A 26021-nucleotide genomic window follows, 5' to 3' on the forward strand; every position below is an offset into this window, starting at 1 on the left:
CGGCTCCCTGCACCGCAGACATCGGGCCGAGGAGTTCAAGAAGTTCCTGATCAAGCTCGACAAAGAGGTGCCTGCCACCCTGGACGTTCACCTCATCTGCGACAACTACGCCACCCACAAGACCCCCGCGATCAAGAAGTGGCTGCTGGCCCACCCCCGGTTCCATCTGCACTTCACACCGACCGGCTCGTCCTGGCCGAACCTCGTCGAGCGATGGTTCGCCGAACCGACCGACAAGCAGATACGGCGAGGCGTCCACCGGACCGTCCAAGCCCTGGAAAAGGACATCCGCAGCTGGATCGCCGCCTGGAACACCGACCCGAAGCCCTACGTCTGGACGAAGACCGCGGACGAGATCCTCGAACGCCTCGCCAGTTATCTGAACAGAATTCCCGACTCAGAACACTAGCATCCGTGGGTTCAGGGCGACCCGCGCGCCCTTCTTGTGACCCCACGGACTGGTCTTGGCCAGGTGCTCGTTGGCGGTGTCGACCAGGTTCTGCCGCGGGAGAGAGGCGCGGTCGCTGCCGCTCGCATGCGCACCCGCGTAGGTGATCCCCTTGTCGTTCAGAATGGCACGGGCCAACCGCGCCGACTCACTGGCCGGCTTCGGCGGGGCGTGGTGCCTTGCCGGCGTTCCGTGCTGCCCAGGGCCGGTGTCAGCTCCTGCGACGGCCCCAGTGGTGAGGGCAAAGGCGGCGGCTGTCACGGCGACTGCTGCGGCAGAGAGACGGTTGATTCGCACGGATTCTGACTCCTCCGGGTGGCGGATCTCGCCCCCAGAGAAGATCAGGACGGTCCTGCGATCCTCAAGGAGCGGAGGCGTCCTCCACTTGATCGAATGAGTTCCTCGTCAACCCGGTGCGCCGTTGCTTGGGCCAGAGGGGTGGGCACCGATCCACAGATATGCGGGTTCGGCCGGCTCCCTGCACGTCTCCGGCGTCCTCACCGCCGCCGCGCTCGTCAGGTCGGTACCGGCGATGTGGGGACCTTGCGGCGCATGGAAAGGGCGCGGTCGCGGAGAACTCGGCATCTTGTCACGATGGGATTCACGATGGGACGGCAGGGAGGGATGGCAGGAAAGCAGCGGTCTGAGTTGAGTTGATCTTGACAGTGAGAGGGGAACGGCATGCTGGAGAGAGCCCAGGACGTGCCCCCCGGGATCGACGCGATCAAGGCGATCGGCACGGTGACGAAGGACGACTACAAGGCGGTGATCGAACCGCTCATCGACGAAGCACGAAAGGAAGGCCGCCGCATCCGGCTCCTGTCGGAGATCGGCCCGGAGTTCCGGTCGTTCACCCCGGCCGCCGGGTGGGAGGATCTCAAGGTCGGGATCGGTGCCATGCGCCTGTTCGAGGGATGCGCGGTCGTCACCGACACCGGCTGGATCCGGGAGTCGACCGGGCTCACGAGCTTCCTGATGCCCTTTCCCGTACGCGTCTTCGGCGGCGAGGAGCGTGAGGAGGCCCTGCGCTGGCTCGTCTCCCTGCCCGAGGGGCCCGGCGTGTCCCACCAGCTCCTACCGGAGTCCAAGGTTCTCGTGGTCGAGGTCGAACTGCCCCTGCGCGCACAGGACTTCGACGCACTGGCGCATACCGCTGACAGCTGGCTCGCCACCCATGACACCCTGGCCGGTGTCGTGGTGCACGCGCGCGCCTTCCCAGGGTGGGAGAACATCGCAAGCCTGCTCCGGCATGTGCGCTTCGTCCGCGACCATCATCGAGTGGTCGGGAGGATCGCGCTGGCGGTCGACAGCAGGCTCGCCGGACTCGTGCCTCGCTTCGCGAACCACTTCGTCCAGGCAGAAGTACGGCAGTTCGGGTACGACGAACTCGACGACGCCGTCGCCTGGGCCTCGCATCCGCCCGACCGTAACCCCGCCGGTACGGATTGATGCGGCGGCCCACCACGGCCCCGGCGAACTGCCCGGCGCATGCCGGGCGCAGGTGAGGCGGCGGCGCGCACAGTTCGCCGGTCTCTTCGCGGCGACGCCGCTCGCCGCCTCCGCGTTCACCCTCCTCGCTTGCGCACCGGTACGGTTTCGGCATCCGGCCACGCTCCGACCGGCCGTGGTGGTCGTGCCTCGGCCCTTGGTGACGCCGAACGCGGGCACCGGTTTCACGCCGAGGGACTCCGCCGATGGTCCGGCCGTCCCTCGTGAGAGCCGATCGGCCCCGGTGTGCCGCACCGTTCGGAAGGGATGCTGGGTGAATCAGGGCCGTGGCCCGCGGACGGACGGAGGGGATCGATGAGCAAGCGCAAGCGGGCCGGGCGGGTGGCCGAACACGCCGACGGCGGCGCCCGGTTGCCGTCGCGGATCGCGGCCGCGCGGCCGACGGGCGGCTCGGCCCGTTGGAGTGCCCGCGGCACGGCCGGCGACTGGCTGCTGCTCCCCGGCGGCACATGGCGGCGCGTCGAGACGATCCGCGTGCAGACCCTGTTCGGCTGAAGTCGGGACGCGTCCCGTGGAGTGCCCGCTCTCACGCTACGGATGGCACGGTCGTCGTTCGGGGATCTTCGGTTGTGGTTCCCGGGGCGTCGTGGTCCTCGGGGGTACGGCAGCTCAGCTGCTCGGTCAAGCGGGGCTGAGCGGGTACGCGCGCGTCGGCGAGACGGAGAGGGGTACCCGGGCCGCGACCTCTGCTGTTCGGCACTGGCGGCAGGACCGTTCGTCCCCTGGCACGGGCCCGATCCACCGGGATGTGCCCGATCCACCGGGATGTGACGGACGGGAGCCGGGCCCCGGACAGCGGTGTCGGACGAACAGAAGGGGACATGAACCGTTCCGCCTTCGCCTCACAGCTCCGCTCCGTGACCGGAGCGCTCGCCCCGTCACGGCTGGAGTCCGCGCTCCTGGCCGTCACGGCAACGTCCCTGATCACAGGAGGTGCCGCCTGGCTCGCGGGCGACCACGGCCTCGCCGACCTCCTCTGGGGCCTGGGCACCCTGTCGGCGGTCCCACCCGCGGTGGGCTGGGTGGTCGCCGCTCTCCGCCACGGTCGTACGGGTGTCGACCTGATCGCGGTTCTCGCTCTCGGCGGCACTCTCGCCGTCCACGCATACCTGGCCGGTGCGCTCATCGCGCTGATGCTGGCCACCGGCCGCACCCTTGAGGCGGCGGCCCAGCGCCGGGCCTCGCACGATCTCCGTGCCCTGCTGGAGCATGCGCCCCGCTCGGCGCGCCGCCGGACAGCGGGCGGCGTCGCCACGATCGCGCTGGCCGACATCGCCGTGGGTGACCTGCTCGTCGTGAGTCCGGGCGAGGTCGTCCCGGTCGACGGGCGGGTGGAGGGCGACGCCGTGGCCGGTCTCGACGAGTCCGCGCTCACCGGCGAGTCCCTGATCGTCGAGCGTGCGGCGGGCGAGCCCGTCCGCAGTGGGGTGGTCAACGCCGGCGGTGCCTTCGAATTGCGGGCCACGGCGACCGAGCGGGACAGCACGTACGCCGGCATCGTGCGGCTGGCCCGGCAGGCGGGGGCCGAGTCCGCGCCCGTGGTGCGGCTGGCCGACCGCTGCGCGGCCTGGTTCGTTCCGCTCACCCTGGCAGTGGCGGGACTGACCTGGCTGCTCAGTGGCTCGGCGGTACGTGCGGTCGCCGTGCTGGTGGTCGCCACCCCGTGTCCCCTGCTGCTGGCCGCGCCGGTGGCCATCGTCTCCGGGATCTCCCGCGCCTCACGCCTGGGCGTCGTCATGCGCGACGGTGGAGCCCTGGAGAATCTGGGCCGGGCCCGTACTCTGCTGCTCGACAAGACCGGCACCCTGACCCGTGGCCGCCCCCGTGTCCTCGACGTGGCCGGCGCGCCGGGGTGGCAGCCGTCGGAGGTGCTGAGGCTGGCCGCGTCGCTGGACCAGTACTCGCCCCACGTCCTGGCCGAGGCGATCGTCGACACCGCGCGCAGACGGAAACTGGAGCTGTCGCTCCCCTCCCATGTCACCGAGGAACCCGGCCGGGGTGCCTCGGGCACGGTGGACGGGCGCCGGGTGTCCGTCGGCCGCTTCGGCGGGTGCGGGGCCGGGTCCGGGTCCGGCGCCCGCCAGGCCTGGGCGAGGGCAGCGGACAACCGCGCGCTTCTCGACGGCGCCGCCGTGGCCTGGCTGACCGTCGACGGCAGCCCGGTGGGTGCCGTGCTCCTGCGGGATCCCCTGCGCCACGACGCCCCACGCACCCTGCGCCATCTGCGGGCGGCCGGCATCGAACGGCTCCTGATGCTCACCGGCGACCGCCCGGAACCGGCCCACGAGGTGGGCGCCGTCCTCGGTCTGGACGACGTCCGCGCCGGGCTCGACCCGGCCGGAAAGGTCGCCGTCGTCCGGGCCGAACGCGAACGCGCGGTCACGGTCATGGTGGGCGACGGCGTGAACGACGCCCCCGCGCTGGCCGCCGCGGACGTCGGTGTGGCGATGGGCGCGCGCGGCTCCACCGCCGCGTCGCAGGCCGCGGACATCGTGCTGACCACCGATCGCGTGGACCGGCTCGCCGACGCCGTCCTCATCGCCGTACGGGCGCGGCGGATCGCCGTGCAGAGTGCCCTGGGCGGGATGGCGATGTCGCTGGCCGCGATGGGCGCCGCCGCCTTCGGCCTGCTGCCGCCCGCCGCCGGCGCCGTGCTCCAGGAGGCCATCGACGTCGCTGTCATCCTCAACGCGCTGCGCGCGCTGCGCGTGGACCAGGCCATGCGGCCGGCGCTGACACCCGCCGCCGAGGCGCTCGTCCACCGCTTCGCGGCGGAACACGACGACCTCCAGGACGTGCTCGAAGCGGTGCACAGCGCGGCCGACCGCCTCTCCGACGGTCCCGGCCCACATGCTCTCGCGGCCGTCGAGGAGGCGCACCGACTGCTCACCGAGCGCCTGCTCCCCCACGAGTACGCCGAGGAGCACGAGCTCTACCCCGCTCTCGCCGCCGCCCTCGGCGGCCCGGAGGCCACGGCCACCATGAGCCGGGCCCACACCGAGATCGAGCGCCTCTCCCGCCGCATCGCCACCCACCTGGAACTGGCCCGCGACGATGGCGCCCTCTCAGCCGGCCAGCTCGACGATCTGCGCTCCTGCCTGTACGGACTGCACACCGTCCTCCGCCTGCACTTCACACAGGAGGAGGAGAGCTACTTCTCGCTGGCCCAGTGAGCGCCACCTGCCGGGCTTGCTGCCGACGGCGCTCCTCAGGGAGGGGCGGCCAGCCCGGTGCAGTGCCCGGTCAGCCCCGGTGAGGCTTTGTCCACCCCTCCGGACGCCGGAGGCGACCGTCCTCCCGGTCCCACCGAGGTCTGGCCCCTCCTGCCAGGGCGTGTGCCGGAAGTCCTCTAGGTTGGCTGACGTGACTGGGCGGGGGCGGAGTTATCGATATGTCGGACCGGTCGAGCTGAAGGCTGCGGTCCTGCCTGGTGACGGCGGGCGTCGGGTCGGCTCGGCGGCTGACTTCGATGGCTGGATCGTGGAGCAATCGGCGGCGGAGCTGGTCGAACCGTTCATCTTCGTGGTCGGAATGGATGGTGTGCTCCGGCTGGCGCCGCGCCGAAGCGAGCACGTGGCCTGTGCTGGCGGAGACATGGTTCTGGGTGCCGACGAGATCAGCTTCATGCACGAGGCGGACCGGTGGACGGTGAGCGGGGTCAGCAATCAGTCCACCGGGTACTGCCCGGACGTCGGCTCCTGGCCGGAGGTCGCCTGTGCTTTGGACGCTGTTGGGCTTCGGCGGCCTTCCGGCTTCAGCCACGAGGTTGTTTTCCGGCGGTGTCCCGGCTGCCAGGAGCACAACATCGTGCGCGAGGACGACTTCGTCTGCGTGTTCTGTGGCAGCGATCTGCCCGCGACGTGGAACGTGGATCCCACCCCGTGACGGCCGAGGGTCAGTCACTCGTTGATGGCAGCGACGAGGACGGTGGCCTTGTAGCGGACGGCGAGTTTGTCGTAGCGCGTGGGGGCAGCACGGTGTCTCTCCCTGATCGCCTACGACCACTGATCACATCGGAATGACTCGTCAAGGCCGGCTGTCAGGTCTTGCGGTTGTGCCAGATCGCCGCGACCGGCGCGAGGACACGCTGAGCGACGCGGACGGCGACGCCCTCGAAGGTCCGGCCGCCGTGCTGTTCCAGGTAGAGCCGTAGCCCCGCGACGAGAAAAGGCGTCCCCCTCGCCAGTTCGCAGACGTTCTCACCCACGTCAATGTCCACCTGCGGCCGGGCGACAAGTTCGTCCAGGAGACGATCTACGCCCCAGATGGGGCCTGGTGCTGGCACCAGACCACAAACTGCGGTTCGTACGTCAGGGGCCCGGCCTACCGCTGCTACAGGGGTGCTCACGTGTACAGGGACTGGCTTCCGGTCGCCCTGTCGACAGGAAAGAAGGGGTACGTGGCGCGTCACTGCGTGATCGGCACCTTTGAGTAGGTTTCCACGTCGCGCGAACTGCTGATCGTCGCCGCGACGGTACAGCTCGTACAGAGGTTCCATGCCGCCCGAGAATTCCCAGTCCGGCACCGCTCCGGAGCGCCCGAGCCGACACACCCACCCGGTTGCACTGTCCCCTGGAACGTCCCTCAGTACCCGCCCGAACCCGCCTGTGGGCCGTCCGTGGCAACGTGACGCCCGCCCGCTTGCGCCTGCTCCGCGCCATCCCCACCACACTGAACAATTTCCCTGGTCAAGACACAGGGACGGGTCTGAGCGGGATCTAGGGGAACGACCGATGGACAGAGCAGGACGTCTGGATCGTAGAGCGCTGATCGCCGGCGGGCTCGCGGGCGCCACCGCCGCGCTCACGGGGTGCTCGTCGGCGGCGCGGGTCTCTCCGTCGGCGGCCACGACCGCAGCCGCAGCCACCGCTTCGCCTCGCCCGACCACACCCTCCGCGGCATTCACGAGACTGATGGAAGGCAACGCGCGCTGGGTGAGCGGAGACCTTCAACACCCGGACCGGGATCCGAACCGGCGTGAGTTCGTGGCCCAGGAACAAGAACCTTTCGGGTCGATCCTCTCGTGCATCGACTCCCGGGTTGCGCCTGAACTCCTCTTCGACACCGGGCTGGGCGACCTCTACGTGATGCGCACAGGTGGGGAGGCGGTCGGCCCGGTGGTCACCGGTTCCGTCGAGTACGGGCCCATGACCAGTGGCACCCCGCTCATCGTGGTCCTCGGGCATCAGCGCTGCGGCGCCGTCAAGGCGGCGTACACGTCCCTGCGTGACGGCAAACCCCTGCCCGGAAACCTGCAGGCGATCGTCGAGGCTCTGCGGCCGGCCTACCATCAGGCAGCCCGGGAAGCCGGCACGGACCCGGTCGAGACCATGGCCCGCGCCCAGGTCACGTTGACCGCCGCCCACCTGCGTTCCAACGCAGCCCTCGCACCCCTCGTGAGAAAGGGCGCCCTCGCCGTGGTCGGCGCCTACTATTCGCTCGTCACCGGCAAGGTGGAAATCCTCGGCGGCGCGCCTTCCTGAACCGGCGGGACGGGACCCGTGAAGGCGCCGGCGGAAGTGCCACCAGGCCTTCAGTGGTCCGTGACACGGGCGGCTGCCGCGGGGCGCCATGACAGGCCAAAGCCGCGGTAGAGGTGGACGGCGGCGGTGTTCCAGCTGTCCACAATCAACGCGGCCACGCCGTGCTCGGCGACGAGGCTGTCCAGGACGAAGCCGCACACGCCCGCGCCGATGCCACGCCCGCGTGCCTGTTGGGCGGTGGCGACGCCGGCCAGGAATCCGACGTGCGGTGCGCTCCAGGCGTCGGCGGCGCAGGCCAGCAGTGCTCCGGACTCGTCACGAGCGCCTGCCCAGCGGCGCACGCCCGACCGGCCGGGGCGGGCATAGGAGTCGGGAAACGCCTCATCCAGCAGTGCGGCGATGTCGGCACGATCCGACGCGGTCAGCCACGTGGCCGCGCCGCAGCGGCCCGTGGCCGTGTCGATCTGCATCCATCCGAAGGCATCGACGAACTCCAGTGCTGGAACCCGGGTCACGAGGTCACGGATCAGCTTCTCGTCACCGATGGGGCGGAACGTGGGACCGATCTGCGGCAGCACCGCACGGACCAGGACCGAGGCGTCCTCGGCAGGGCCGGTGAGGGCAAGCCGGTCGCGGCAGGACAGCCCCGGTGCCGCCACTGCCGTGGCCTCGCCCACGGAAAAAACACGCGTGCCGTGGGTCAGATCCGCGGCGGCCCACAGCAGCAACGCAACATCGCCCGCTGCGCTACGGACGTTACTCACGGAATGCAGCTCGCGCAGGTCGGCCATGAACGCAGGGTAGTCGCAGGGTAGTTGACGCGACGGTCAGTCGGACAGCGCTGTGTGCGGTGCGGGCGGCCTGGCGCCTTGCGGTTCCCGAATGGCAGCGCGAGCGAGTGCCGGATTACTGATCAAGCCCTCGCCTTCGGCACAATGGCCCGCATGACCGAGATCCGCACGCCCCGCCTCCTCCTCCGCGACTGGCACGACGACGACCTCGTGCCGATGGCGGACATCAACGCGGACCCGAGGGTCATGCGCTGGATCGACGACGGCTCGGTGCGCGACCTGGACAGCACCGCCGAGGACATCGAGCGGTGGGAGGAGGAGTGGGACGAGGAGGGCTTCGGGCTCTTCGCCGTCGAGCTGCTGGCCTCCGGCGAACTGATCGGCTTCACGGGACTGTCCGTGCCGGAGTTCCTGCCGGAGGTGATGCCCGCCGTGGCGCTCACCTGGCGGATCGGCTCACAGTTCTGGGGCCAGGGATACGCGTCCGAAGCCGCCCACGCCACACTGGAGTTCGCCCTCCAGGACCGCGGTCTGGACCGCGTCATCACCATCAACCGGGTGGGTGACAACGCCTCCGAGAACGTCATCCGCAAGCTCGGCATGGTGCCCGAACGGATGACGGAACACCCGGTGCACGGCTACCCGCTGCACGTTCACGCCATCGATCTCACCGAGTTCCAGGCATGAACCAGCCGAACCACTGACCGTACGACGTGGCGACGTGGCGACGTGGCGACGTGGCGACGTCACCCGCAGCGGACAGCCGCGAACTCCTGTTGCGCAGAGGTCAGCTCTCCCGTATGTGTCCTGAGGAGTCACACAGTCGATCGGCGCATCCTGTCGGAGCTGCTTGCCGGGCGCCAGAACCTCCCGAGGTGCTCTGGCCGCGGGGAGCCGAGCACAGAGCCTGGCACAGCGCCAAACGCAGAGCCGAGCAGAGAGACGAGCGCGGAGCCGAACACGGGGCCGGCGGTGCCGGATACCGACCGGCGGAGTGTTGAGGCAGGCGCCGGGGGCGGGCAGCCCTGGTTCAGAGGTCGTTGCCCGCGTAGGAGAGATTGAAGCTTTTGTTGGTCAGCGGGAAGTCCGGGACGATCGTGTCGGCCAGGGCGACGGGCAGGGCGGGCCAGTTGAAGAAGGACGGGTCGACGGGTTTGCCCCGGGCCAGGGTGCCGTCGGCGGCAAGTTCGACGCGGGTGGCGATGGTGCCGCGCCAGCCCTCAACCAGCCCCACCCCACTGCCGACTTACCCGCCCGGCGTGGGTGAGGGCGCCAGAACGGCGCGCGGGGCGGTGAGGCCGTCGGCCAGGTGCTCGATGAGGGCGAGGGAGGTGTCGATCTCCTCGGCCAGGTGCTCGATGAGGGCGAGGGAGGTGTCGATCTCCTCGGCGCGGACCAGGAATCGGGCGAGTACGTCGCCGCTGGTGTGCACGGGGACGTCGAGTTGTGTGCCGTACTCGGTGAACGGGTGGGCGATGCGGGCGTCGTTCGCCATGCCGCTGGCGCGGGCGACGTAGCCAAGACAGCCGATCTCCCGAGCGGCGCGGGTCTTCAGGATGGCCGTGCCGGTGAAGCGGTCGCGCACGGTGGAGTGGCCGAGGGCGAGGCCGGTGATCTCGCGGACGTCCTCGCCGATCGCCTTCAGGCGTCGTCCATCGGGTACGGACCGGAGCGCGGCGCCGCCCGGGACGACGCCGCCGCGCAGCAGCCGGTGGCCGGTGGTCTCCCGGTTGAGGCGCAGGAGTTGTTCGCGGATGCGCTGGGCGTGGGCGTGGGCGTTGAGGATGCCGTGTCCGACGTCGTTGCAGAGCATGCCGAGGTCGGCGACGTGGTTGTGGATCCGCTCCAGCTCCAGCAGGAGGGCGCGGGCGCGCCGGGCCTCGGCGGGTACGTCGGTACCGGTGGCCTCTTCGACGGCCAGGCAGTAGGCCAGGGCGTGGCCGACGGCCGTGTCGCCGCTGATGCGTTCGGCCAGCGGCAGTCCGGCGGCGACCGTGCGGCCCTGGAAGAGCTTCTCGATGCCTTTGTGTACGAACCAGAGGCGGGCCTTGAGTTTGAGGATGGTCTCGCCGACGACGGAGAACCGGAAGTGGCCGGGTTCGATGAGCCCCGCGTGGACGGGTCCGACCGGGATCTCGTGGACGCCGTCGCCCTCGACTTCCAGGAAGGGGTACGGACCCTCTTGTTCGCCGAAGGGCGGCGGGGGTCCGGCGTCCGGGTGCATGGGGTACCAGCCGCGGGGCCAGTGGAAGTGCCGTACGAGGCGATGGGGCAGCGGGTGGCCGAGGGGCACGATGCCGAACAGGTCTCGCATCTCGCGCTCGAATCTGCCTGCGGGGAAGGAGAGTTGGGCCAGCGTCGGCAGTTCGGGCCGGTCGGGGTCGAGGTGGACGTGCAGTTCGGTGCGGGTGTCGGGTGGGCCGGCGACGAACAGGTACACCACGCGGATGGCGTGCTCGTCGTGGTGGGCGGCGATCAGGGCGAGGCGGTGTCCGGTGGTCAGCAGTTTCTCGACGCGCCGTGGCAGTTCGGCGGTACCGGTCTCGTGCGTGGTACGCATGGCGTCAGTGGCCTCCGATCGCCTGGGCGGCGGTGTGCAGCAGGTCGGTGAGCGGGCCGAGGCCGACTCCCAGGGCGGCGCAGGCGGTCAGGCCCAGGGTGAGCGGCCAGACGGCGGCGGTCTCGCGCCCAATGGCGAGGGCGGAGGCGGGTGCGGGTGCAAAGGCGGGTGCGGGGGCGGGGCCGAGCAGCATGCGGGCCGTGCGGGCGGCGAGCGCGGCGAAGGCGACGAGCACCAGGAGCAGGGCCCCGGACGTGGCCCATGCCAGCCCGGTTCCGGCGGTGAAACCGGCGCGGGCGATGCCGAGTTCGGAGGCGAAGAGGCTGAACGGCGGGAAGGCCATGAGCGCCACCACCGCGAACCCGAACACTCCGCCCGGCCAGGGCGCTCGGGCGAGCAGTCCTCGGACGCGGCCGATCCTGCTGGTGCCGGTCAGGTGGAGGATGCGGCCCGAGGCGCAGAAGGCGGCCGACTTGGCGAGTCCGTGGCCGGCGATGTGCAGCAGCGCGGCGGACAGGGCCGGCGGGCTGCCGATCGCCGCGCCGAGGGCGATCAGGCTCATGTGCTCCATGGAGGAGTAGGCCAGCATCCGTTTGTAGTCGCGCTGGGCGAGCAGCGGCCCGGCGGCGAGGGCGAGGGTGAGCAGGGCGATCCCGGTGAGCAGGACCCGGGTGAAGTCGGCGCCCAGGGCGGCGTCGGCGATGAGCCGGTAGCGCAGGATCGCGGCGAAGGCGACGGAGAGCAGGACGCCGGACATGAGGGCGGAGACGGGTGCGGGGGCCTGGCTGTGGGCGTCGGGCAGCCAGGCGTGCAACGGGATCAGGCCGGCCTTGGCGCCGAAGCCGAGGATCACGAGCGTGATGCCGAGCCGGGTGACCGCCGGGTCGAGCTGGTCGGCGCGAGCGACCAGGGTGGGCCAGTCCAGCGCCCACGCCTCGGCGATGCCGGCCTGCCGGGCGGCGTAGTAGATGAGGACGGTGCCCAGGAAGGCCAGGCCGATTCCCGCGGAGCAGATCACCACGTACTTCCAGGCGGCTTCGACGGAGGTGCGGGTGCGGCGGTGTCCGACGAGGAAGGCGGTGACGATGGTGGTGGCCTCGATGGCGACCCACAGGACACCGAGGTTCGCGGTCACCACGGCCAGGCACATCGCGGCGAGGAAGGCCTGCACGAGCACGTGGTAGCGCCACACGGTGGTGCCGCTCGCCCGCCCGGCGGCGCGCTCACCGGCCAGGTACGCCGGGGCCGCCCCGCAGGCGATGAACGCGACGGCACCGATGACGAGCAGCATCCAGCCGGTCAGGGCGTCGGCGCGCAGCAGCCCCGAACAGGCGGAGACAGGGCCGTCGTCGAGGACCCGTGCCGCCAGCACGCTCCCGCACACGAGGATCGCCACGGGCGAGATCAGCCCCGCCCAGTCGGCCGGATTCCGCCGCGGGACCGGCGAGGGTTCCGCAACGGACTCCGGAGGGAGGGGCGTCCGGGCGCTCGACGCGGGCCGATCGTGTGCGTGTGTCCGGGCGTGCGGTGCTCGTCCCGCGGTCAGCGCGTACCCGGCCGCGACGACCAGCGGCGCGGCGGCGGGAGCGGCCAGAAGCAGCGTGGGGTTCATGAGCAGCATGGAGTTCATCAGCAGCGTGGAGTTCATCAGTCGTGCAGCTCCCGCAGGTCGTCGATGTCGGTCGTGCCGAACGCCTCCCGCACGCGTGTGGTGAGGATCTGCAGCACCAGCACCGCGAGCAACACATCGAAGGAGACGCCGAGTTCGACGATCAGCGGCACTCCGGAGGTGGACAGGAAGGCGGTGGCGGTGATGCCGTTGTCCAGCAGCAGGAAGCCGACCACCTGGGCCGGCGCGTGCCTGCGGGTGACCAGCACGAAGAAGCCGATCAGGACGACGGCCAGGCCCACCGGCAGGGCGCGGGTGGCCGGCGTCGGGTTCAGCTCGGTCAGCGGCCGGGCCACCACGTAGGCGAGCAGGGTCAGCAGGGCCGCGGTGAGCAGGGAGGCGGCGATGTTGACCAGCGGCCGGGTCTCGCGGACCTCCTCGCCGCCGCGGTCGGCGGCGAGCACGGTCAGCGCGCGCCGGATCAGGTACGGCAGCAGGCCCGCCCGCAGCGCGCCCACGGCGAGGCCCACGGCGATCAGGTCCCACCTGTCGTCGTGCGCGCCGAGCAGGACGGCGACGGCTGCCAGGGCGACGCCCTGGAGGGCGAACACCCGGACGATCGCGGTGAGTTCGCGCCGCCAGAGCACGAGCACGGCGGCCAGCAGGAAGGCGCCGCAGGCCAGGTCGAGGAGCTGGGTGTAGAGGCCGTCGCTCATGAGGCTCCGTTCATGAGGCTCTGTTGAGGAAGTACGAGGAGATCACCGCGAGCAGCGCCAGCAGGAAGGAACCGGCGAGCAGTTCGGGGACGCGGAGCAGCCGGATCTTGGCCCAGAACACCTCGGCCGCCGCCAGCACGGCTCCCAGTACGGCCGCTTTCACCGCGAACAGCGCCAGTGCCACGAGCAGGGCGGCCCAGGAGCCGCCGGTGGCGATGCCCCACGGCACGAACAGCGAGGACAGCAGCCCGAGCAGCAGGGTCAGCCGCATCTGCGCGCCGAGTTCGACGAGCGCGAGATCGGGTCCGGCGTACTCCAGGACCATCGCCTCGTGGATCAGGCCAGTTCGAGGTGGGTCGAGGGGTTGTCGACCGGGATCCGGCCGGTCTCCGCGAGCACCGCCACCGCGAGCGCGGCCACCGCCAGCAGCCCGGCCGGGGAGGCGAGGCGGGCCGGGGAGTGGACGGCACCGGAGACGATCGCGGGCATGTTGGTCGTCCCGACCGGTATCGACAGGGCGAACACCGAAAGCAGCAGGGCCGGCTCGACCAGGGAGGCGACGGTCATCTCCCGCGAGGCGCCCATCCCGCCGAACGCCGTACCGGAGTCCAGGCCCGCCAGAGCGAGGGCGAGCGTGCCGAGCGAGATCAGGGCGACCACAACGATCAGGTCCGCGTGCCCGCTCACCGGGGTGTCGGTGGACAGCAGCGGCACCAGCGCGGCGGCCACCACGGTGGTGCCGACCAGCAGTGCGGGGGCGATGCGGAAGGCGGGGCCCGTGCCCACCGGCGTGATGGGCTCCTTGCGCAGGAGTTTGCGCGTGTCCCGCCAGGGCTGGAGCACTCCGGCCCCGGCCCGCCCCTCCAGCCGGGCCCGCACCTGCCGCATCCACCCGGTCAGCAGCGGCGCGCCCGCCGCGACGACCACGACCTGGCCGACGACGGCCACGTATCCGATGGTGTTCATCACCAGCCCACCGCCAGAGCCGACAAGAGGACGACCAGCCCGGCGAAGCCGTAGCCGAGATACAGGTGCACGCTGCCGCCCGCGAGCCGGCGGGCCGCCTGCCCGGCCGAGGCCAGTGCCCGCAACACCGGCTCGTACAGGCGGTGTTCGATGCGGTCGGGCACCCGGCGCTGGAAGCGGACCCGTTCCACCAGGTACGCCGACTCGCGCACCGGAGTGACGTCCACGTCCTGCTCCGGGGCGAGGACGTCGTCGAAGACGCGTTGCAGCGGCTCGGCGAACGAGGTCGCCGTGTACGCCATGCGCGGCGCCGGAGCCCCTCCCCCGCAGTCCCACAGGCGGGCGTTCGCGCGGCGCCCGCGGCGGGCGTGGAGCCGGGGCAGGGCGGTGGCGAGCACGAGTGCGGCGGTGAGGGCGGCCACCACCCACAGCGGGGACAGCGACGCGGAGATGTCCGCGAGCCGTACCTTCAGGCCGCCGTCGGTGACCGCCCCGCTGCCCGGCAGTCCGACCGCGCTGACGGCCCGGTCGAGACTGCGGCCCAGCAGTCCGGGCACCACGGCGAGCGCCACGACGCCGACGGCGAGCAGGCCCATCCCGGCGAGCATCAGCGGCGGCGACTCCCGTGCGCCGGCGGCCCGCCGGTCGCGCGGCCGGGCGAAGAAGCCGACGCCGAGGGCCTTGACGAACACGGCCGCGCGATGCCCGCCGACAGCGCGATCAGGGCCACCGACAGGGGAAGGACGACGGCGACCGCGACGCCGGGCACCTTCAGTCCGTGGATGAGGGACTGGAGGAGCAGCCACTCGCTGATGAAGCCGTTGCCGGGGGGCAGTGCCACCGCGCCGAGCGCGGCCAGCGCGAACAGCCCGGCGGTGAGGGGCATCCGGGCCCGCAGCCCGCCGAGGCGGTCCAGGTCGCGCAGGCCGGTCGCGTGCAGCACCGATCCGGCCGCGCAGAACAACAGGGCTTTGAACGCGGCATGGTTGACCACGTGCAGCAGCGCCGCCGCCAGGGCCAGCGCGGCCAGTGGCGCGTCCCCGTAGGAGGCGAACGGTCCGCACGCTCCGACGCCGATGAGGACCAGGCCCATGTTCTCGCCGGTCGAGTAGGCCAGCAGCCGTTTCAGGTCGGAGGCCATCGCGGCCTGGAGGATGCCGTAGACGGCGCTGGCGTCGCCGACGGCCAGCAGGCCGAGCCACCACCACGCCGGGCCGCCGCCGAGCAGGTCGAGTCCGGTGCGGACGAGGCCGTAGACGCCGAGGTTGACCATCGCGGCGCTCATCAGTGCCGAGACGGGGCTGGGGGCCTCGGGGTGGGCCCTGGGCAGCCAGGCGTGCAGGGGCACGGCGCCCGCCTTCGAGGCGAACGCCGGTGCCACGAGGACGAAGACGATTCCGCGCACGGTCGGCGACATGTGGTGCGCGCCCGCCCGCAGCGCGGCGAAGGTCTCCCCGCCGGCCCGCGCGGCGAACAGCGCGAACCCGGCGAGCAGCAGGACCAGTCCGAGGTGGGTCATCACGGCGTACCAGACGCCTGCCTGCCGGACCGGGGCGCGTTCGCGGTGTTCGGCGAGCACCAGCAGCAGCGAGCCGAGCGCCATCAGTTCCCACAGCAGCAGGAACGTGGACACCGACGCGGCCACGGGGACCAGCAGCAGGCTGAGCGCGAACAGCGGCAGAACCGTCTGCGCCGTCCGGGAGCCGAGCCCGTGCGCGCCGTGTCCGGACGCGTATCCGATGCCGTACACGGCGACGGCGGCCACGACGGCACCGGCCGCCGCCATGAACCATCCCGCCAGCGCGTCCACCGCCACATGCGCCCCGGCCAGTGGCACCAGCCCGGGGTACGCGGCGGCCCACCGGCCCCCGCCCAGTGCGGCCACTCCCGCCACGGCACCCGCCGCGCCGACGCCGGCGGCCAGCGCCCCGACGACCGGGATCCGCGCACGGTACGGCAGCACCAGCCCGGCCACCGCACCCGCTCCGCCCAGCCCGGTGGCCGTCGCGAGGGCGGCTGCAATCGCGCTCACCGTCCGGTCACCCTCCTGAGCGCCGCCACGATCGCCTCGGGCTCCGGCGGGCATCCCGGCACCGTCAGATCCACCGGTACGACGTCGCCGACCGGGCCCTCGACGCCGTGACCGCCGGCGAAGTCCCCGCAGTCGATCGCGCAGTCCCCGACCGAACCAGCTTCGGTTCGCCCATCGCGGCGACGGTACGGCGCAGGGGTTCGGCCATGTTCCGGGTCACCGGTCCGGTGACCAGCGCGACGTCCGCGTGCCGGGGTGAGGCCACCAGCCGGGCGCCGTACCGCTCGGCGTCGTACACCGGGTTGAACGCCGCGGCGATCTCGATCTCGCAGCCGTTGCAGGACCCCGCGTCCACGCAGCGCGCCTGAACCGAACCACCGAACTCCCGTGCCCGTGGCGGAGGTTCGCCCTCCGGGCGTGGCGGTGCGGGTTCGGCGACCCGACCGGTGGTCCGGATCTTGCGCAACAGGCCCATGTGTCTCTCCCGGCTGCTGATGAGGACTTCCGCAGGTCACCAACAAGGTGACCACCGGCTGGAGTTACGACGCTTTTCCTGCGTTTTGCCGAATTTCAGGAGACTTTGCCCCCCGGAGTCGGTCGAGGTCGAGGGGTTCCCCGCGGTCGGAAGGGAAGGCGATCGCCCTCCGGGACCGCCTCCCGGGGGACGATCGCCGTCCAGGGCCGTCGCCGCGGCGCCGGCTTCCCCTCTCCGCCCGGCCGCCCGCGGGGCCGGGCGGAGAGGGGGCCGTGAGGCGACCGTCTCCCGGTTTAGCGAGGCTGTCCAAAACCCCGGGAGACGATCGCCGTCCGATGGGCCGTCTCTACGACGGCGGTTTCCCTTCCGGCCTGGCCGCTTTCCGACCGGCCGGCAACCGCGTCTGCCCGGCCGGCGCGCCGGACAGGATCCCGACCCCGGGCAGCGTCTCCGCGACCGCGTGCTCGCGCTCCCGCTCGCTCAGCAGTTCCACGGCACGGATGCGGACCGGGTGGCCGAGAGTCGTGAAGAACTCGGCCTTCAGCTGGTACAGCGGCGCACTCACCGTGCCGTCCCCTCCACGCCACGGGACGGCCCGTCCGGCCGGTCCACTCGGCATCGCACCCACTCACCCACCCGTCAGGAACATGCAGCGGTGCTGACCTCAGTAATTGCTAACATTAGCAACTCGGTAGGCCGCGAGGGAGGTTCGCGGCGACGCCTCGATGGTCAGGCTGTCCCTCGGCCGGCTCGGCGCCCGGCCGGCGTCCGGCACGTCATCGGCGTCGCGCCGGACGCGCGACTGAGCGAGGACGACAACGACGAGAGCGAGAAGAACAACGACGAGAGCGAGAAGGGCAGCGCCGGGATCGACACCCCGGGCGACCAGATCTCGTAGGGCGCCGATACCCGTACGGACGAGCACGGCAGGATCGTCAGGGGGCCGGTCAGGGCGTCGAAAGATCTTCGGCCTCACCGGGGCCTGGGCTCACGGCCGGGCTTCGGGACGTGATTCTGCGGTGGTGAGACACACCGCGGCTGCTTAGCGTGATCGCATGACCACCGAACACGCCCGGCCCGCCCCCGACGACCGGAGGTGGAAGGCGCTCGCGGTCTGTCTGACAGCGGGCTTCGTCTCGCTGCTCGACACCTCGATCGTGAACGTCGCCCTGCCCTCGATGGAGCGCGGGCTCGGCGCGTCGGAGGCCGCACAGTCCTGGGCCGTCTCCGGGTACGCCCTCGCCTTCGGGCTCACCCTGGCGTCGGCGGGACGGCTGGGCGACATGCGCGGACGCCGCCAGGCCCTCCTCTTCGGACTCGCGGTGTTCACGCTGGCCTCGGTGGCCTGCGGACTGGCGCCCACCGCGTCCTGGCTGGTGCTGTTCCGGCTCGTCCAGGGCGCCGCGGCCGGGGTGGTCGCCCCGCAGACGTCGGGGCTGATCCAGCAGATGTTCCAGGGCCCCGAACGGGCCAAGGCGTTCGGCCTGCACGGAAGTGTCGTCGCCTTCTCGACAGCGGTGGGTCCGCTCGCGGGCGGACTGCTGATCCACGCCTTCGGTGCCGAGAACGGATGGCGCTGGGTGTTCTTCGTCAACCTGCCCATCGGCGCGGCCGCGTTCGTCGCGGGGCTCCGGTTCCTCCCCCGGCTCGCGCCGACAGCGGCACGGCACGAGGAGTTCGACCTCCTCGGCGTGCTGCTCCTCGGATCGGGAGTGCTCGCGCTGATGCTGCCCCTCGTGCAGGAGCAGCAGTGGCAGGGGCGGGAGAAGTGGGCGCTGCTGCCGTTGGCCGCCCTGCTGCTGGGCGCGTTCTGGAAGTGGGAGCGACGCCAGGGACGCCTCGGGCGGGCCCCTGTCGTCGACCTGGAGCTGTTCGGGCTGCGTTCCTTCACGCTCGGCGCCCTGGTCAGCCTCACCTACTTCGCGGGGCTCACCACCGTCTTCTTCGTGTTCACCCTGTTCCTGCAGAACTCGGTCGGCTACAGCGCCCTGGCCGCGGGCGTCACGGCCCTGCCCTTCGCGGTCTCGTCGGCGATCGGCGCCGCGCTCGGGGGCCGGCTGGTGCTCCGTCACGGCCGCAGGCTCGTCGTCATCGGACTGAGCATGGTGGCGCTCGGCCTGCTCGGCATCGTCGCGGCGGTCCAACTGGTACCGGGGCGGCAGGTGGGATGGGCCACCGTCCTGCCGATGATCGTCGGAGGAATCGGCTCGGGCCTCACGGTCTCGCCCAACACGACGCTCACGCTCACCCTCGTACCCGTCCGGCGTGCGGGTGCGGCCGGGGGTGTGCTGCAGACCGGGCAGCGCATCGGCTCGGCGGCGGGGCTCGCGGTGGTCGGCGCGGTGTACTTCGCGCACCTCGCCAACCACGGGTCCCCGGCCACCGCCGTCCAGCTCGCGCTGCTCACCGCGGTGGCCGGCATCCTCGTGTCCCTCGCCTTCGCGGTCACCGACCTGCGGAGCCGCCGCACCCAGCCCGACGCGGGGCGGTCGGCGGAAGCCGTCGAGCAGGGTGCGGGCGGAAGCGGGGCCGGCGAGAAGGTCGGCTGAGGGGGCCGGGCCCCACGTCAGCTCCCGGAGGAGCGGGGCCCCCGACGCACATCGAGCAGGACGAGCGCGATCTTCACCGCGGTCGAGATCGTCAGGGCCTGCATGAACGGCATGCCCAGCAGCCACAGGGCCAGCATCATGACCGTCAGGACCACGAACGTCGGCAGCAGATGCGCCCGCTCGGCTACGTGGCGCAGGAGCCCGGCTCTGCCGCCCGGCCGTACCGCCGCCGCCTTGTCGGCCGGTTGAACACGGCGTTCTTCTTCGTCGACCTGCGACACGGGCCGCCCCTTCCTGAGAATCCCCGGAATCCTCTCCTGACAGCGAGCCTAGGCAGGGGCGGCCCAGCATGGCAGCACCGCTGCCGCTTCGCAACCCAGTTGGTCTACGGCCCTTCGACGGTCTGCTCTTTCGAAGGGTGCGGGGCGATGCCGTGGATGGCCTCCCACAGGGGATTTCGGCCGCTGACGCGAAGGGTGCGGGGGTTGCCCGGCTCGAACGACTCGGCGTCGTGGCCGTCGGCGAAGCGGCGGATGTTCGTCATGCCGTCCGCGGAGAAGAACAGGACCGTCTCCGATCCTGACGAGAGCCGGGCGAGGACGGCCGGTTTGAATCCCTCAGGCAGGCCGCTTTCGTGGCAGAACGTCCACTCGTCCAGTTGACCGGTGCGCAGAACGACGCCCGCATCAGGTGGAAACGCTGACCGCGCTTGCTGCACGGTCAGGTACTGGGCACCGCCCTGATCCACTCCGTAGGCGCCGAGGACCTCCGTGACGGGCTTGCCGCGTGTGAGGGTGAGACAGGCTACGTCCTCGCGCGCCCACCATGTGTCTTCGGGGCCCACGCCGCCTCCTCCGCCGACGGCGTGAAGAACTTCCGCAACTCCCGTTGCGAGATCAGCCTCTTGAACCTCGGGTACGCCGTCCGCTCCAGCGACGCCACACCAACCGCCACACTATTACGACTATCTCCCCCAAAGCCCCCTGAAGCGCTGAGGCCCTGAGGCGTCCCACCTCATACGTGTTCCCTGGCATCGCCCACGGAGTGGACGGCACCAGGGAACCGGGATTCAGACGCGCGCGAGGGCGGGCAGGAGCCGCAGGGCGTTGCCGTGGTTGATGGCGGTGCGCTCGCGGTCGCCGAGGGCGGGGTCGCCGTCGAGGGCCGGGGCCGTCAGTTCGCTGACCACGCGGGCGGGGGTGGGCGGCCAGTCGCTGCCGTACAGGAGCCGGGAGGAGCCGGCCGTGGCGAGGAGCGTGGGGGTGGCCGACGGCGACATGGGGCCGGCCGTGTCGTAGTAGAAGCGGTGCAGGTAGTCGCGGACGCGGGCGGGATCGACGCGGGGTGTGAGGTCGTTGCCGAAGATCTCGATCCGGCTCGCGATGTAGGGGAGGTAGCCGCCGCCGTGGGGAAGGACGAAGGTGATCCGCGGGTAGCGGTCCAGGGTCCCGTTCATGATCAGGCTCAGTGCGGCGCGGGTCGTGTCCATGAGGAAGTCGCACACGAAGGGCGGTACGCCCTGCGGGCCGCCGGAGGTGCCCACCTGCATGGGGTGCGTGCTGACGACGGCGGCGCGCTCGTCGAGTTCCGCCATGATCGGGTCGAGCCGGGGGTCTCCCAGGTAGGTTTCCCCCACGCTGGTGCGTGTGCTGACGCCCACCGCGCCGAGCCGGTCGAGGCCCTGGGCGACCGACCAGCGGGAGAGTTCGGCGTCGTCGAGGAAGACGGGCGTGAAGAAGGCGAAGCGCCCGGGGTGGCTGCGGGCGAGGTCGCCCGCGGCTTCGAGGGCGACCTTCGTGCTCTCCTTGCGCATCGCCGGTTCCGTGAGGCGTCCCAGCATGGCGACGGTGAGCACGCTGGTATGGATGCCCACCCGGTCCATCAGGTCCAGGGCGGTGGCCTCGTCCCACCGGGTCCACGGCGGCAGGCCGGCGCGGGTCACGACTCCCTTGCTCTCGGCCCACCGGACCCACTGCGGTGCGGTGTAGTGGTGGTGGACGTCTATTCGTCCATGGCGGGAGTCGCCGGCCCCGTCGGCGGCATGGCCGCGTATCTCGCCCGGGTCCTGCAACTGGGTCGTGTCGGCTGCGTGAGGCACGGAGGGCTCCTTGCGGTCGGTCGGGGTTGTGGAGGCGGCGAAGTGGGACGGTTCAGCGGCCGAGGACGCCTTCGAGAACCTGCGTCAGGTCGTTCTCGGGGCTCGCGGGGATGTCGTCGCAGCGCCAGGCGACGAACCCGTCGGGCCGGACGAGCACGGCGCCGCGCGGCGTGACGCCGTGCACGGCGGCCCAGTCCGCGCCGCCGGTGTCGAGGTCGAACGGGGAACCGGAGCCGAGGGTGTACGACTCGACCGGGACGCCGAGCTTGTCGGCGGCGGCGCGGGCGGCGGCCGGCCACGGCCCGTCGGGAAGCCCGGAGAGCAGCACGAAGGTCTGCTCGTACAGGTCGACGGTGGACTTCTCGGCGCCGTCGTGCGTCACCGCCATGTGCGGGGCGCGGGAGCCGGGGTCCCCGTGCAGCCGCAGCGACTCCGGAATGACCGGTGCGGCCGTGTCGGCGCCGGACACGGCCGTGGACATGTAGCGGTAGCCGAGGGACACGGTCATCAGGTCCGTGCTCTTGCCGGGGTCCTGGGCGGCGGCGTAGCCCGGGTGCTGTTCGCGCGAGGCCTGCTCGATGGCCCGCGCGATGGTGGCCAGGGCGACCGGGCGCCGTTCGCTCTCGTAGGTGTCCAGCAGGTCCTTGCCCGCCCAGCCACGGAGTACGGCGGTGAGCTTCCAGGCCAGGTTGTGGGCGTCCTGGATGCCCGTGTTCGATCCGAAGGCGCCGGTGGGGGGCATCTCGTGGGCCGAGTCGCCCATCAGGAACACCCGGCCGTCGCGGTACCGGTCGGCGACCCGGTCGGCGGCGTGCCAGGGTGCCCGGCCCGTGACCTCGACGTCGAGGTCGCGCACGCCGGCGGCGGCCCTGATGTGGTCGGCGATGCGCGTGTCGGTGAAGGACTCCAGCGTCTGTCCGCGCTCCGGGAACCACGGGACGTGGAAGACCCACTTCTCCTCGTTGTCGACGGGCAGCAGGACCCCTTCGCCCTCGTCCCCGTTGAGGTAGCAGACGAGGAAGTTCTGGTCGCGCACCACCTCGCGCAGACGCTTGCTCCGGAACGTGACGCTGACGTTGTGGAACAGGTCGCCGCCGCCGCTCTGCCCGATGCCGAGCCGCTCGCGCACGGGGCTGCGCGGTCCGTCGGCCGCGAGCAGGTACTCGGTGTGCACCGTGTACGTCCGGCCGCTCTCCCGGTCGCGCAGTTCGCAGGCGACCGCGTCCGCGCTCTGCGTGAAGGAGACCAGTTCGGTGCCGAAGCGCACGTCGCCGCCGAGTCTGCGGGCGTGGGCGAGCAGGACGGGTTCCAGGTCGTTCTGACTGCACGCGCAGCGCCGGGTGGAGCAGGTGTCCGCCTCCGGGGGCCGGCCGGTGATCCGCGCCGAGAGCCACTTGATCTCCCCGGTCGACAGGTTGTCCGTCTGGAGGATCCCGTGGTTGCGGGACAGGGTGGCCGCCGCCTTCCGGATGTCCGGTTCGAGGCCTGCGGTGCGGAACAGTTCCATCGTCCGCATGTTGTTGCCCCGCCCGCGGGGGTGGTCGGAGGTGGCCGCGTGGCGTTCCGCGACCAGATGGTCCACGCCCAGCCGTCCCAGGAACACCGACGCGGACAGTCCGACGAGCGAACCACCCACGATCAGTACCGGCACCCTTTGCCCGTCACGTTTGTCCACGGCCCGTCCTCCTCCAGGAAATCAGCGGTAGTTCGGGCAGCGTCCAGCATGAGCGGCGGCCCTGTTTCCGAAGCTTCCACAAGGTCCCGGAGTCGGCAATCGATTCCTCCCCCGTACGGCCCACTTACCGCACCGCTTTCGTATGGGGCCCGTGGCATTGCGCAGCGGTCGGGTGAACCGCGTTTTCCCCTCTCTTGGGGCGTCAATGGATTTCAGCGTTCCAGCGGACCCGTGTTTGCCCGGGAAGAGAAGAAGGGCCGTCGATGACGCAGATGCAAGAGCAGGAGACCGCCGACGCGACAGCCCAGGCCGTGGATGCGGCGTCCCGCGGCTGCCCGGTCTACCGGTCGAACCCGCACCCCCTCTACCGGCATCTGCGTGACAACGCGCCCGTGAGCCGGCTCACCCCGCCGCACGGTGTGGAGACCTACCTCGTCACGCGCTTCGAGGACGCCAAGGCCGCGCTGGCCGACCCTCGGATCAGCAAGGACATGTACGCGGCCATCGACGCCTACCGGTCCATCTTCGGCGACTCCTCCATCGCCCTGGACGACAACATGCTGTTCGCCGACCCGCCGAAGCACTCACGGCTGCGCCGGATCGTGAACCGCGCCTTCATCCCGCGCCGTATCGAGGCCCTGCGTCCGCGGATCCAGGAGATCACCGACAACCTGCTGGACCGGTGCACCACCCTGGAGCCTGTCGACCTGCTGTCGTCCTTTGCCTTTCCGCTCCCGCTTCAGGTGATCTGTGAACTCATCGGAGTTCCGGAGAGCGAGCGGGAGGACGTCCAGAAATGGTGCAGTGTCGTCGCCCGTACGGGATTCAGCAAAGAGGACAAGGCCCGTCTGGCCGAGGCCGAGAACACTCTGCGGGAATACTTCGAGGTTCTCATCGCCCGTAAGAGGAAGTCCCCGGAGGACGACCTGCTGAGCGTTCTCATCCAGACGCGGGACGAGCAGGAATCGCTGAACGACGGCGAGTTGCTTTCCACGCTGTGGGTGCTGCTCTTCGCGGGGCACAAGACGACCGCTTACCTCATCGGCAACGCCGTCTACACGCTGCTCACGCATCCGGAGCAACTGGAGCGGGTCATCGCCTCGCCGGAACTCCTCCCGAACGCGATCGAGGAGGTCATCCGCTTCGAGGGGTCGGTGGAGAACGCGACGTTCCGCCACGCGCTGGAGGACATCACCATCGCGGGAACCCGCATCCCCAAGGGCGCGTTGGTGCAGATCGCCGTCACGTCGGCGAACCGGGACCCGGCCGAGTTCGAGTCGCCCGACACCTTCGACATCACGCGGCCCGGCCTGCAGAGCAGCCATCTCGGCTTCGGGACGGGCCCGCACTACTGCCTCGGTGCGCCGCTGGCCCGGATGGAGATGCAGATCGCTCTGGCCACGTTCTTCCGCCGCTTCCCGAACGCCTCGCTGGCCTTCCCGGTGGCGGACACGGAGTGGCTGAAGGTCCCGTTCCCCGCGTTCCGCGGCCTGACCAAGCTGCCCATCGTGCTGGATCCGTCGAAGGCCATCGACGACTGGGCGTCCGGCCTTCCGGGCGCCGAGTAGGCCCCTGGGGGCAGCCGTTGCCCAACCCCTGACATCGCAACCGGTCGGGCGGCACCGTCGTGCCGCCCGACCTGGTCAACCCGATGACTCCCGGCCGCCGTTGTGGTCGAAGGTGCTGGTCGGCGCGGTCGCGGTCCGGGGTCGGTCGCGCCACAGCAGGGCTCGGGCCAGGAGGGCTACTTCGAGGTCCAGTCGGCCCTCGGTCAAGGAGCGGCCGAGCAGTTCCTCGGCCTTGCGAACGCGGTAGTGCACGGTGTTCTTGTGCAGGTGCAGCCGCGTCGCGGCCTGGGTGTAGCTGCCTCCTGACGCGAGGAACACCCGTACTGTGTCGCGTAGTTGACGATGTCCGGGCGCGTCGGACGCGAGGTCGCCGAGGGTGCGTGCGACCCAGTGTTCGAGGTCGTCGGACTTCTCGGTGAGCAGTGCGGCGACCGCGACGTCGTCGAAGGCCAGGACTCTGAGATCGCGGTTCTGCGCCGCCTCGGCGACCGCCTGGGCCCGGACGGCCTCGCGCAGTGAGCCGCGGAAGCCGCCGAGGCCGGGTGCCTGGGCGCCGAGCGCGACGCGTACCCCGGCGCCGAGACCGGCCACGCGCTCGTGCAGCCGGTCCAGGTCCAGGTGGTCCGGGCGCTGATGCCGTACCCAGACCCACATGGTGCGTTCGTCGTTGAGCAGCGTCAGCGGTGGTCCCGAGCCGGAGACGTCCTGGATCAGGCGGGCGGCGACGTCGAGGTGCTCCGCCGCGCAGGGCTCCTCCGCGGGCAGCCAGGCGACGGCGGCGGTGTGCCAGCCGGTCAGGGGGATGCCGAGGAGATGGCGGGCTTCCGCCTCGGACATGTTCTCCGAGTCGAGGACGAGGCGGATCTGCGCGGCCCGAGCGGCTCCGATGCGGCTGTTCCACAGCCGCCGTTCTGTCTCGTAGATGTCGATCAGGCCTTCGATGACCCGGTCGATGTAGCTGTTGGCACGCCGGGAGAGCTCCGCGACGGCGGCGAGCGCCTCGTGCGTCGGCACGTCGCCGCTGCGGTTCATGGCCGCGATGCCCCACTGCGTGAACCGGTTCTCACCGAGCCGGTACGCCCGTAGCAGCGCCTCCAGGGACAAAGAGTGCTGGGCGAAGCGCCGGGCGTACTCCGCCGCGGCGGCCGGCACGGAGATCTGCTCGACCGGAATGGAGTGCATCAGCAGATCGACGATCGCCACCAGGTTGGACGACGTACTGGCCACCATGAGTTCGCGCACCGCGTCGTCGTGCCGGAACTCCGGGATGACCTCGACGAACCAGTCGGTCATCTCCCTGGTCAGGGCGGGGAGATCCGCGTCGAGGGCACGCGCGACATCGGCCACGAGAGCATCGACGGATCTGGACATGCCGCGCACCGTAGCAGGCACGTCACCGGTGCGGCAGAGGACGGCGATCGCCTCAGCGCAACGCCCTGTCGTTGCGCCATGAACGTACGGCGCACAGCTCGCCCGGCGTCATGGCGTTGTGACGGCGGCACAACGCGTGTCTGCGGCTTCGGTCTTCCGGCCCATGGTTCG

The 26021-nt window shown here is 71.2% G+C and carries 27 protein-coding genes and 1 pseudogene; 10 read left to right on the plus strand and 18 right to left on the minus strand.

What is annotated here, in order from left to right; genetic code table 11:
• Positions 1–409: transposase (locus tag ACGFYV_RS05170; RefSeq protein WP_393876985.1), on the plus strand; the 409-nt coding region annotated here is incomplete at its 5' end.
• Here the strand turns inward: ACGFYV_RS05170 and ACGFYV_RS05175 are convergent.
• Entirely contained in the window at positions 398–586 is a 189-nt protein-coding gene (locus ACGFYV_RS05175; RefSeq protein ID WP_393876986.1) for a hypothetical protein, read from the minus strand. The genes ACGFYV_RS05170 and ACGFYV_RS05175 overlap by 12 nt on opposite strands.
• A 543-nt stretch (positions 587–1129) precedes the next feature.
• On the opposite strand from ACGFYV_RS05175, the gene ACGFYV_RS05180 reads away from it, so the two are divergent.
• The 4 genes from ACGFYV_RS05180 to ACGFYV_RS05195 all read left to right on the plus strand — a co-directional run bounded on the left by ACGFYV_RS05180 (position 1130) and on the right by ACGFYV_RS05195 (position 5842).
• Complete coding sequence (locus ACGFYV_RS05180; protein WP_393876987.1) at positions 1130–1897, plus strand: STAS/SEC14 domain-containing protein; 768 nt, start codon at positions 1130–1132, stop codon at positions 1895–1897.
• A gap of 354 nt (positions 1898–2251) precedes the next feature.
• On the plus strand, positions 2252–2452 hold the full coding sequence (locus ACGFYV_RS05185; protein WP_393876988.1) for a hypothetical protein: 201 nt from the start codon (positions 2252–2254) through the stop codon (positions 2450–2452).
• Positions 2453–2778: 326 nt separating this feature from the next.
• Entirely contained in the window at positions 2779–5130 is a 2352-nt protein-coding gene (locus tag ACGFYV_RS05190) for a heavy metal translocating P-type ATPase (RefSeq protein WP_393876989.1), read from the plus strand.
• A gap of 235 nt (positions 5131–5365) precedes the next feature.
• On the plus strand, positions 5366–5842 hold the full coding sequence (locus ACGFYV_RS05195) for a hypothetical protein (RefSeq protein ID WP_393877267.1): 477 nt from the start codon (positions 5366–5368) through the stop codon (positions 5840–5842).
• Positions 5843–5996: 154 nt separating this feature from the next.
• Here ACGFYV_RS05195 and ACGFYV_RS05200 read toward each other — a convergent pair whose 3' ends face one another.
• Positions 5997–6164 (minus strand): hypothetical protein, encoded by a 168-nt coding sequence (locus ACGFYV_RS05200; RefSeq protein WP_393876990.1) that lies wholly within the window; start codon positions 6162–6164, stop codon positions 5997–5999.
• A gap of 706 nt (positions 6165–6870) precedes the next feature.
• Between ACGFYV_RS05200 and ACGFYV_RS05205 the strand changes: the two genes are divergently transcribed.
• The gene (locus ACGFYV_RS05205; RefSeq protein WP_393876991.1) at positions 6871–7440 is read left to right on the plus strand and encodes a carbonic anhydrase; all 570 of its coding nucleotides are present in this window, start codon (positions 6871–6873) and stop codon (positions 7438–7440) included.
• A 50-nt stretch (positions 7441–7490) separates the two neighbouring features.
• Here ACGFYV_RS05205 and ACGFYV_RS05210 read toward each other — a convergent pair whose 3' ends face one another.
• Positions 7491–8231 carry a GNAT family N-acetyltransferase gene (locus ACGFYV_RS05210; RefSeq protein ID WP_393876992.1) on the minus strand — a complete coding sequence of 247 codons (741 nt, stop codon included), beginning with the start codon at positions 8229–8231 and terminating at the stop codon, positions 7491–7493.
• A gap of 153 nt (positions 8232–8384) precedes the next feature.
• On the opposite strand from ACGFYV_RS05210, the gene ACGFYV_RS05215 reads away from it, so the two are divergent.
• Positions 8385–8918 carry a GNAT family N-acetyltransferase gene (locus tag ACGFYV_RS05215; RefSeq protein WP_393876993.1) on the plus strand — a complete coding sequence of 178 codons (534 nt, stop codon included), beginning with the start codon at positions 8385–8387 and terminating at the stop codon, positions 8916–8918.
• A gap of 343 nt (positions 8919–9261) precedes the next feature.
• Here the strand turns inward: ACGFYV_RS05215 and ACGFYV_RS05220 are convergent, their stop codons facing one another.
• From ACGFYV_RS05220 to ACGFYV_RS05265, 10 genes and pseudogenes are all read right to left on the minus strand, one after another.
• Positions 9262–9465, minus strand: a complete 204-nt coding sequence (locus ACGFYV_RS05220; protein ID WP_393876994.1) for a hypothetical protein — start codon at positions 9463–9465, stop codon at positions 9262–9264.
• A 12-nt stretch (positions 9466–9477) separates the two neighbouring features.
• Positions 9478–10791 (minus strand): NADH-quinone oxidoreductase subunit C, encoded by a 1314-nt coding sequence (locus tag ACGFYV_RS05225; RefSeq protein ID WP_393876995.1) that lies wholly within the window; start codon positions 10789–10791, stop codon positions 9478–9480.
• Between the two features lie 4 nt (positions 10792–10795).
• Positions 10796–12439, minus strand: a complete 1644-nt coding sequence (locus tag ACGFYV_RS05230; protein ID WP_393876996.1) for a proton-conducting transporter membrane subunit — start codon at positions 12437–12439, stop codon at positions 10796–10798.
• Positions 12439–13116, minus strand: a complete 678-nt coding sequence (locus ACGFYV_RS05235) for a hypothetical protein (protein ID WP_393876997.1) — start codon at positions 13114–13116, stop codon at positions 12439–12441. The genes ACGFYV_RS05230 and ACGFYV_RS05235 overlap by 1 nt, the downstream gene beginning before the upstream one ends.
• Before the next feature lie 10 nt (positions 13117–13126).
• Positions 13127–13441, minus strand: a complete 315-nt coding sequence (locus tag ACGFYV_RS05240) for a hypothetical protein (protein WP_393876998.1) — start codon at positions 13439–13441, stop codon at positions 13127–13129.
• An 11-nt stretch (positions 13442–13452) separates the two neighbouring features.
• A complete protein-coding gene (locus ACGFYV_RS05245; protein ID WP_393876999.1) occupies positions 13453–14082 on the minus strand; it encodes a respiratory chain complex I subunit 1 family protein in 630 nt (209 codons plus the stop codon).
• Positions 14082–14774 (minus strand): hypothetical protein, encoded by a 693-nt coding sequence (locus tag ACGFYV_RS05250; RefSeq protein WP_393877000.1) that lies wholly within the window; start codon positions 14772–14774, stop codon positions 14082–14084. The genes ACGFYV_RS05245 and ACGFYV_RS05250 overlap by 1 nt, the downstream gene beginning before the upstream one ends.
• Positions 14690–16114, minus strand: a complete 1425-nt coding sequence (locus tag ACGFYV_RS05255) for a proton-conducting transporter membrane subunit (protein ID WP_393877001.1) — start codon at positions 16112–16114, stop codon at positions 14690–14692. The genes ACGFYV_RS05250 and ACGFYV_RS05255 overlap by 85 nt, the downstream gene beginning before the upstream one ends.
• A pseudogene (locus ACGFYV_RS05260) lies at positions 16111–16589 on the minus strand (NADH-quinone oxidoreductase subunit B family protein). Before ACGFYV_RS05260 ends, ACGFYV_RS05255 begins: the two are co-directional and overlap by 4 nt.
• Positions 16590–16935: 346 nt before the next feature.
• Positions 16936–17154, minus strand: a complete 219-nt coding sequence (locus ACGFYV_RS05265) for a hypothetical protein (protein WP_393877002.1) — start codon at positions 17152–17154, stop codon at positions 16936–16938.
• A 90-nt stretch (positions 17155–17244) separates the two neighbouring features.
• Between ACGFYV_RS05265 and ACGFYV_RS05270 the strand changes: the two genes are divergently transcribed.
• Complete coding sequence (locus tag ACGFYV_RS05270; protein WP_393877003.1) at positions 17245–17487, plus strand: hypothetical protein; 243 nt, start codon at positions 17245–17247, stop codon at positions 17485–17487.
• A gap of 157 nt (positions 17488–17644) precedes the next feature.
• Complete coding sequence (locus ACGFYV_RS05275) at positions 17645–19138, plus strand: MFS transporter (protein WP_393877004.1); 1494 nt, start codon at positions 17645–17647, stop codon at positions 19136–19138.
• A gap of 17 nt (positions 19139–19155) precedes the next feature.
• On the opposite strand, the gene ACGFYV_RS05280 is transcribed toward ACGFYV_RS05275, so the two are convergent.
• The 4 genes from ACGFYV_RS05280 to ACGFYV_RS05295 form a co-directional block, all read right to left on the minus strand.
• On the minus strand, positions 19156–19419 hold the full coding sequence (locus ACGFYV_RS05280) for a hypothetical protein (RefSeq protein ID WP_393877005.1): 264 nt from the start codon (positions 19417–19419) through the stop codon (positions 19156–19158).
• A gap of 104 nt (positions 19420–19523) precedes the next feature.
• A complete protein-coding gene (locus ACGFYV_RS05285; protein WP_393877006.1) occupies positions 19524–19982 on the minus strand; it encodes a DUF6461 domain-containing protein in 459 nt (152 codons plus the stop codon).
• Positions 19983–20207: 225 nt separating this feature from the next.
• Entirely contained in the window at positions 20208–21236 is a 1029-nt protein-coding gene (locus tag ACGFYV_RS05290) for an amidohydrolase family protein (protein ID WP_393877007.1), read from the minus strand.
• A 52-nt stretch (positions 21237–21288) separates the two neighbouring features.
• Entirely contained in the window at positions 21289–22911 is a 1623-nt protein-coding gene (locus ACGFYV_RS05295) for an FAD-dependent oxidoreductase (RefSeq protein ID WP_393877008.1), read from the minus strand.
• A 263-nt stretch (positions 22912–23174) separates the two neighbouring features.
• On the opposite strand from ACGFYV_RS05295, the gene ACGFYV_RS05300 reads away from it, so the two are divergent.
• Complete coding sequence (locus ACGFYV_RS05300; RefSeq protein WP_393877009.1) at positions 23175–24479, plus strand: cytochrome P450; 1305 nt, start codon at positions 23175–23177, stop codon at positions 24477–24479.
• A 75-nt stretch (positions 24480–24554) separates the two neighbouring features.
• On the opposite strand, the gene ACGFYV_RS05305 is transcribed toward ACGFYV_RS05300, so the two are convergent.
• Entirely contained in the window at positions 24555–25850 is a 1296-nt protein-coding gene (locus tag ACGFYV_RS05305) for a PucR family transcriptional regulator (RefSeq protein ID WP_393877010.1), read from the minus strand.
• Positions 25851–26021 lie beyond the last annotated feature (171 nt).

This window comes from Streptomyces sp. NPDC048297 (assembly GCF_043201585.1).
Classification (GTDB): domain Bacteria; phylum Actinomycetota; class Actinomycetes; order Streptomycetales; family Streptomycetaceae; genus Streptomyces.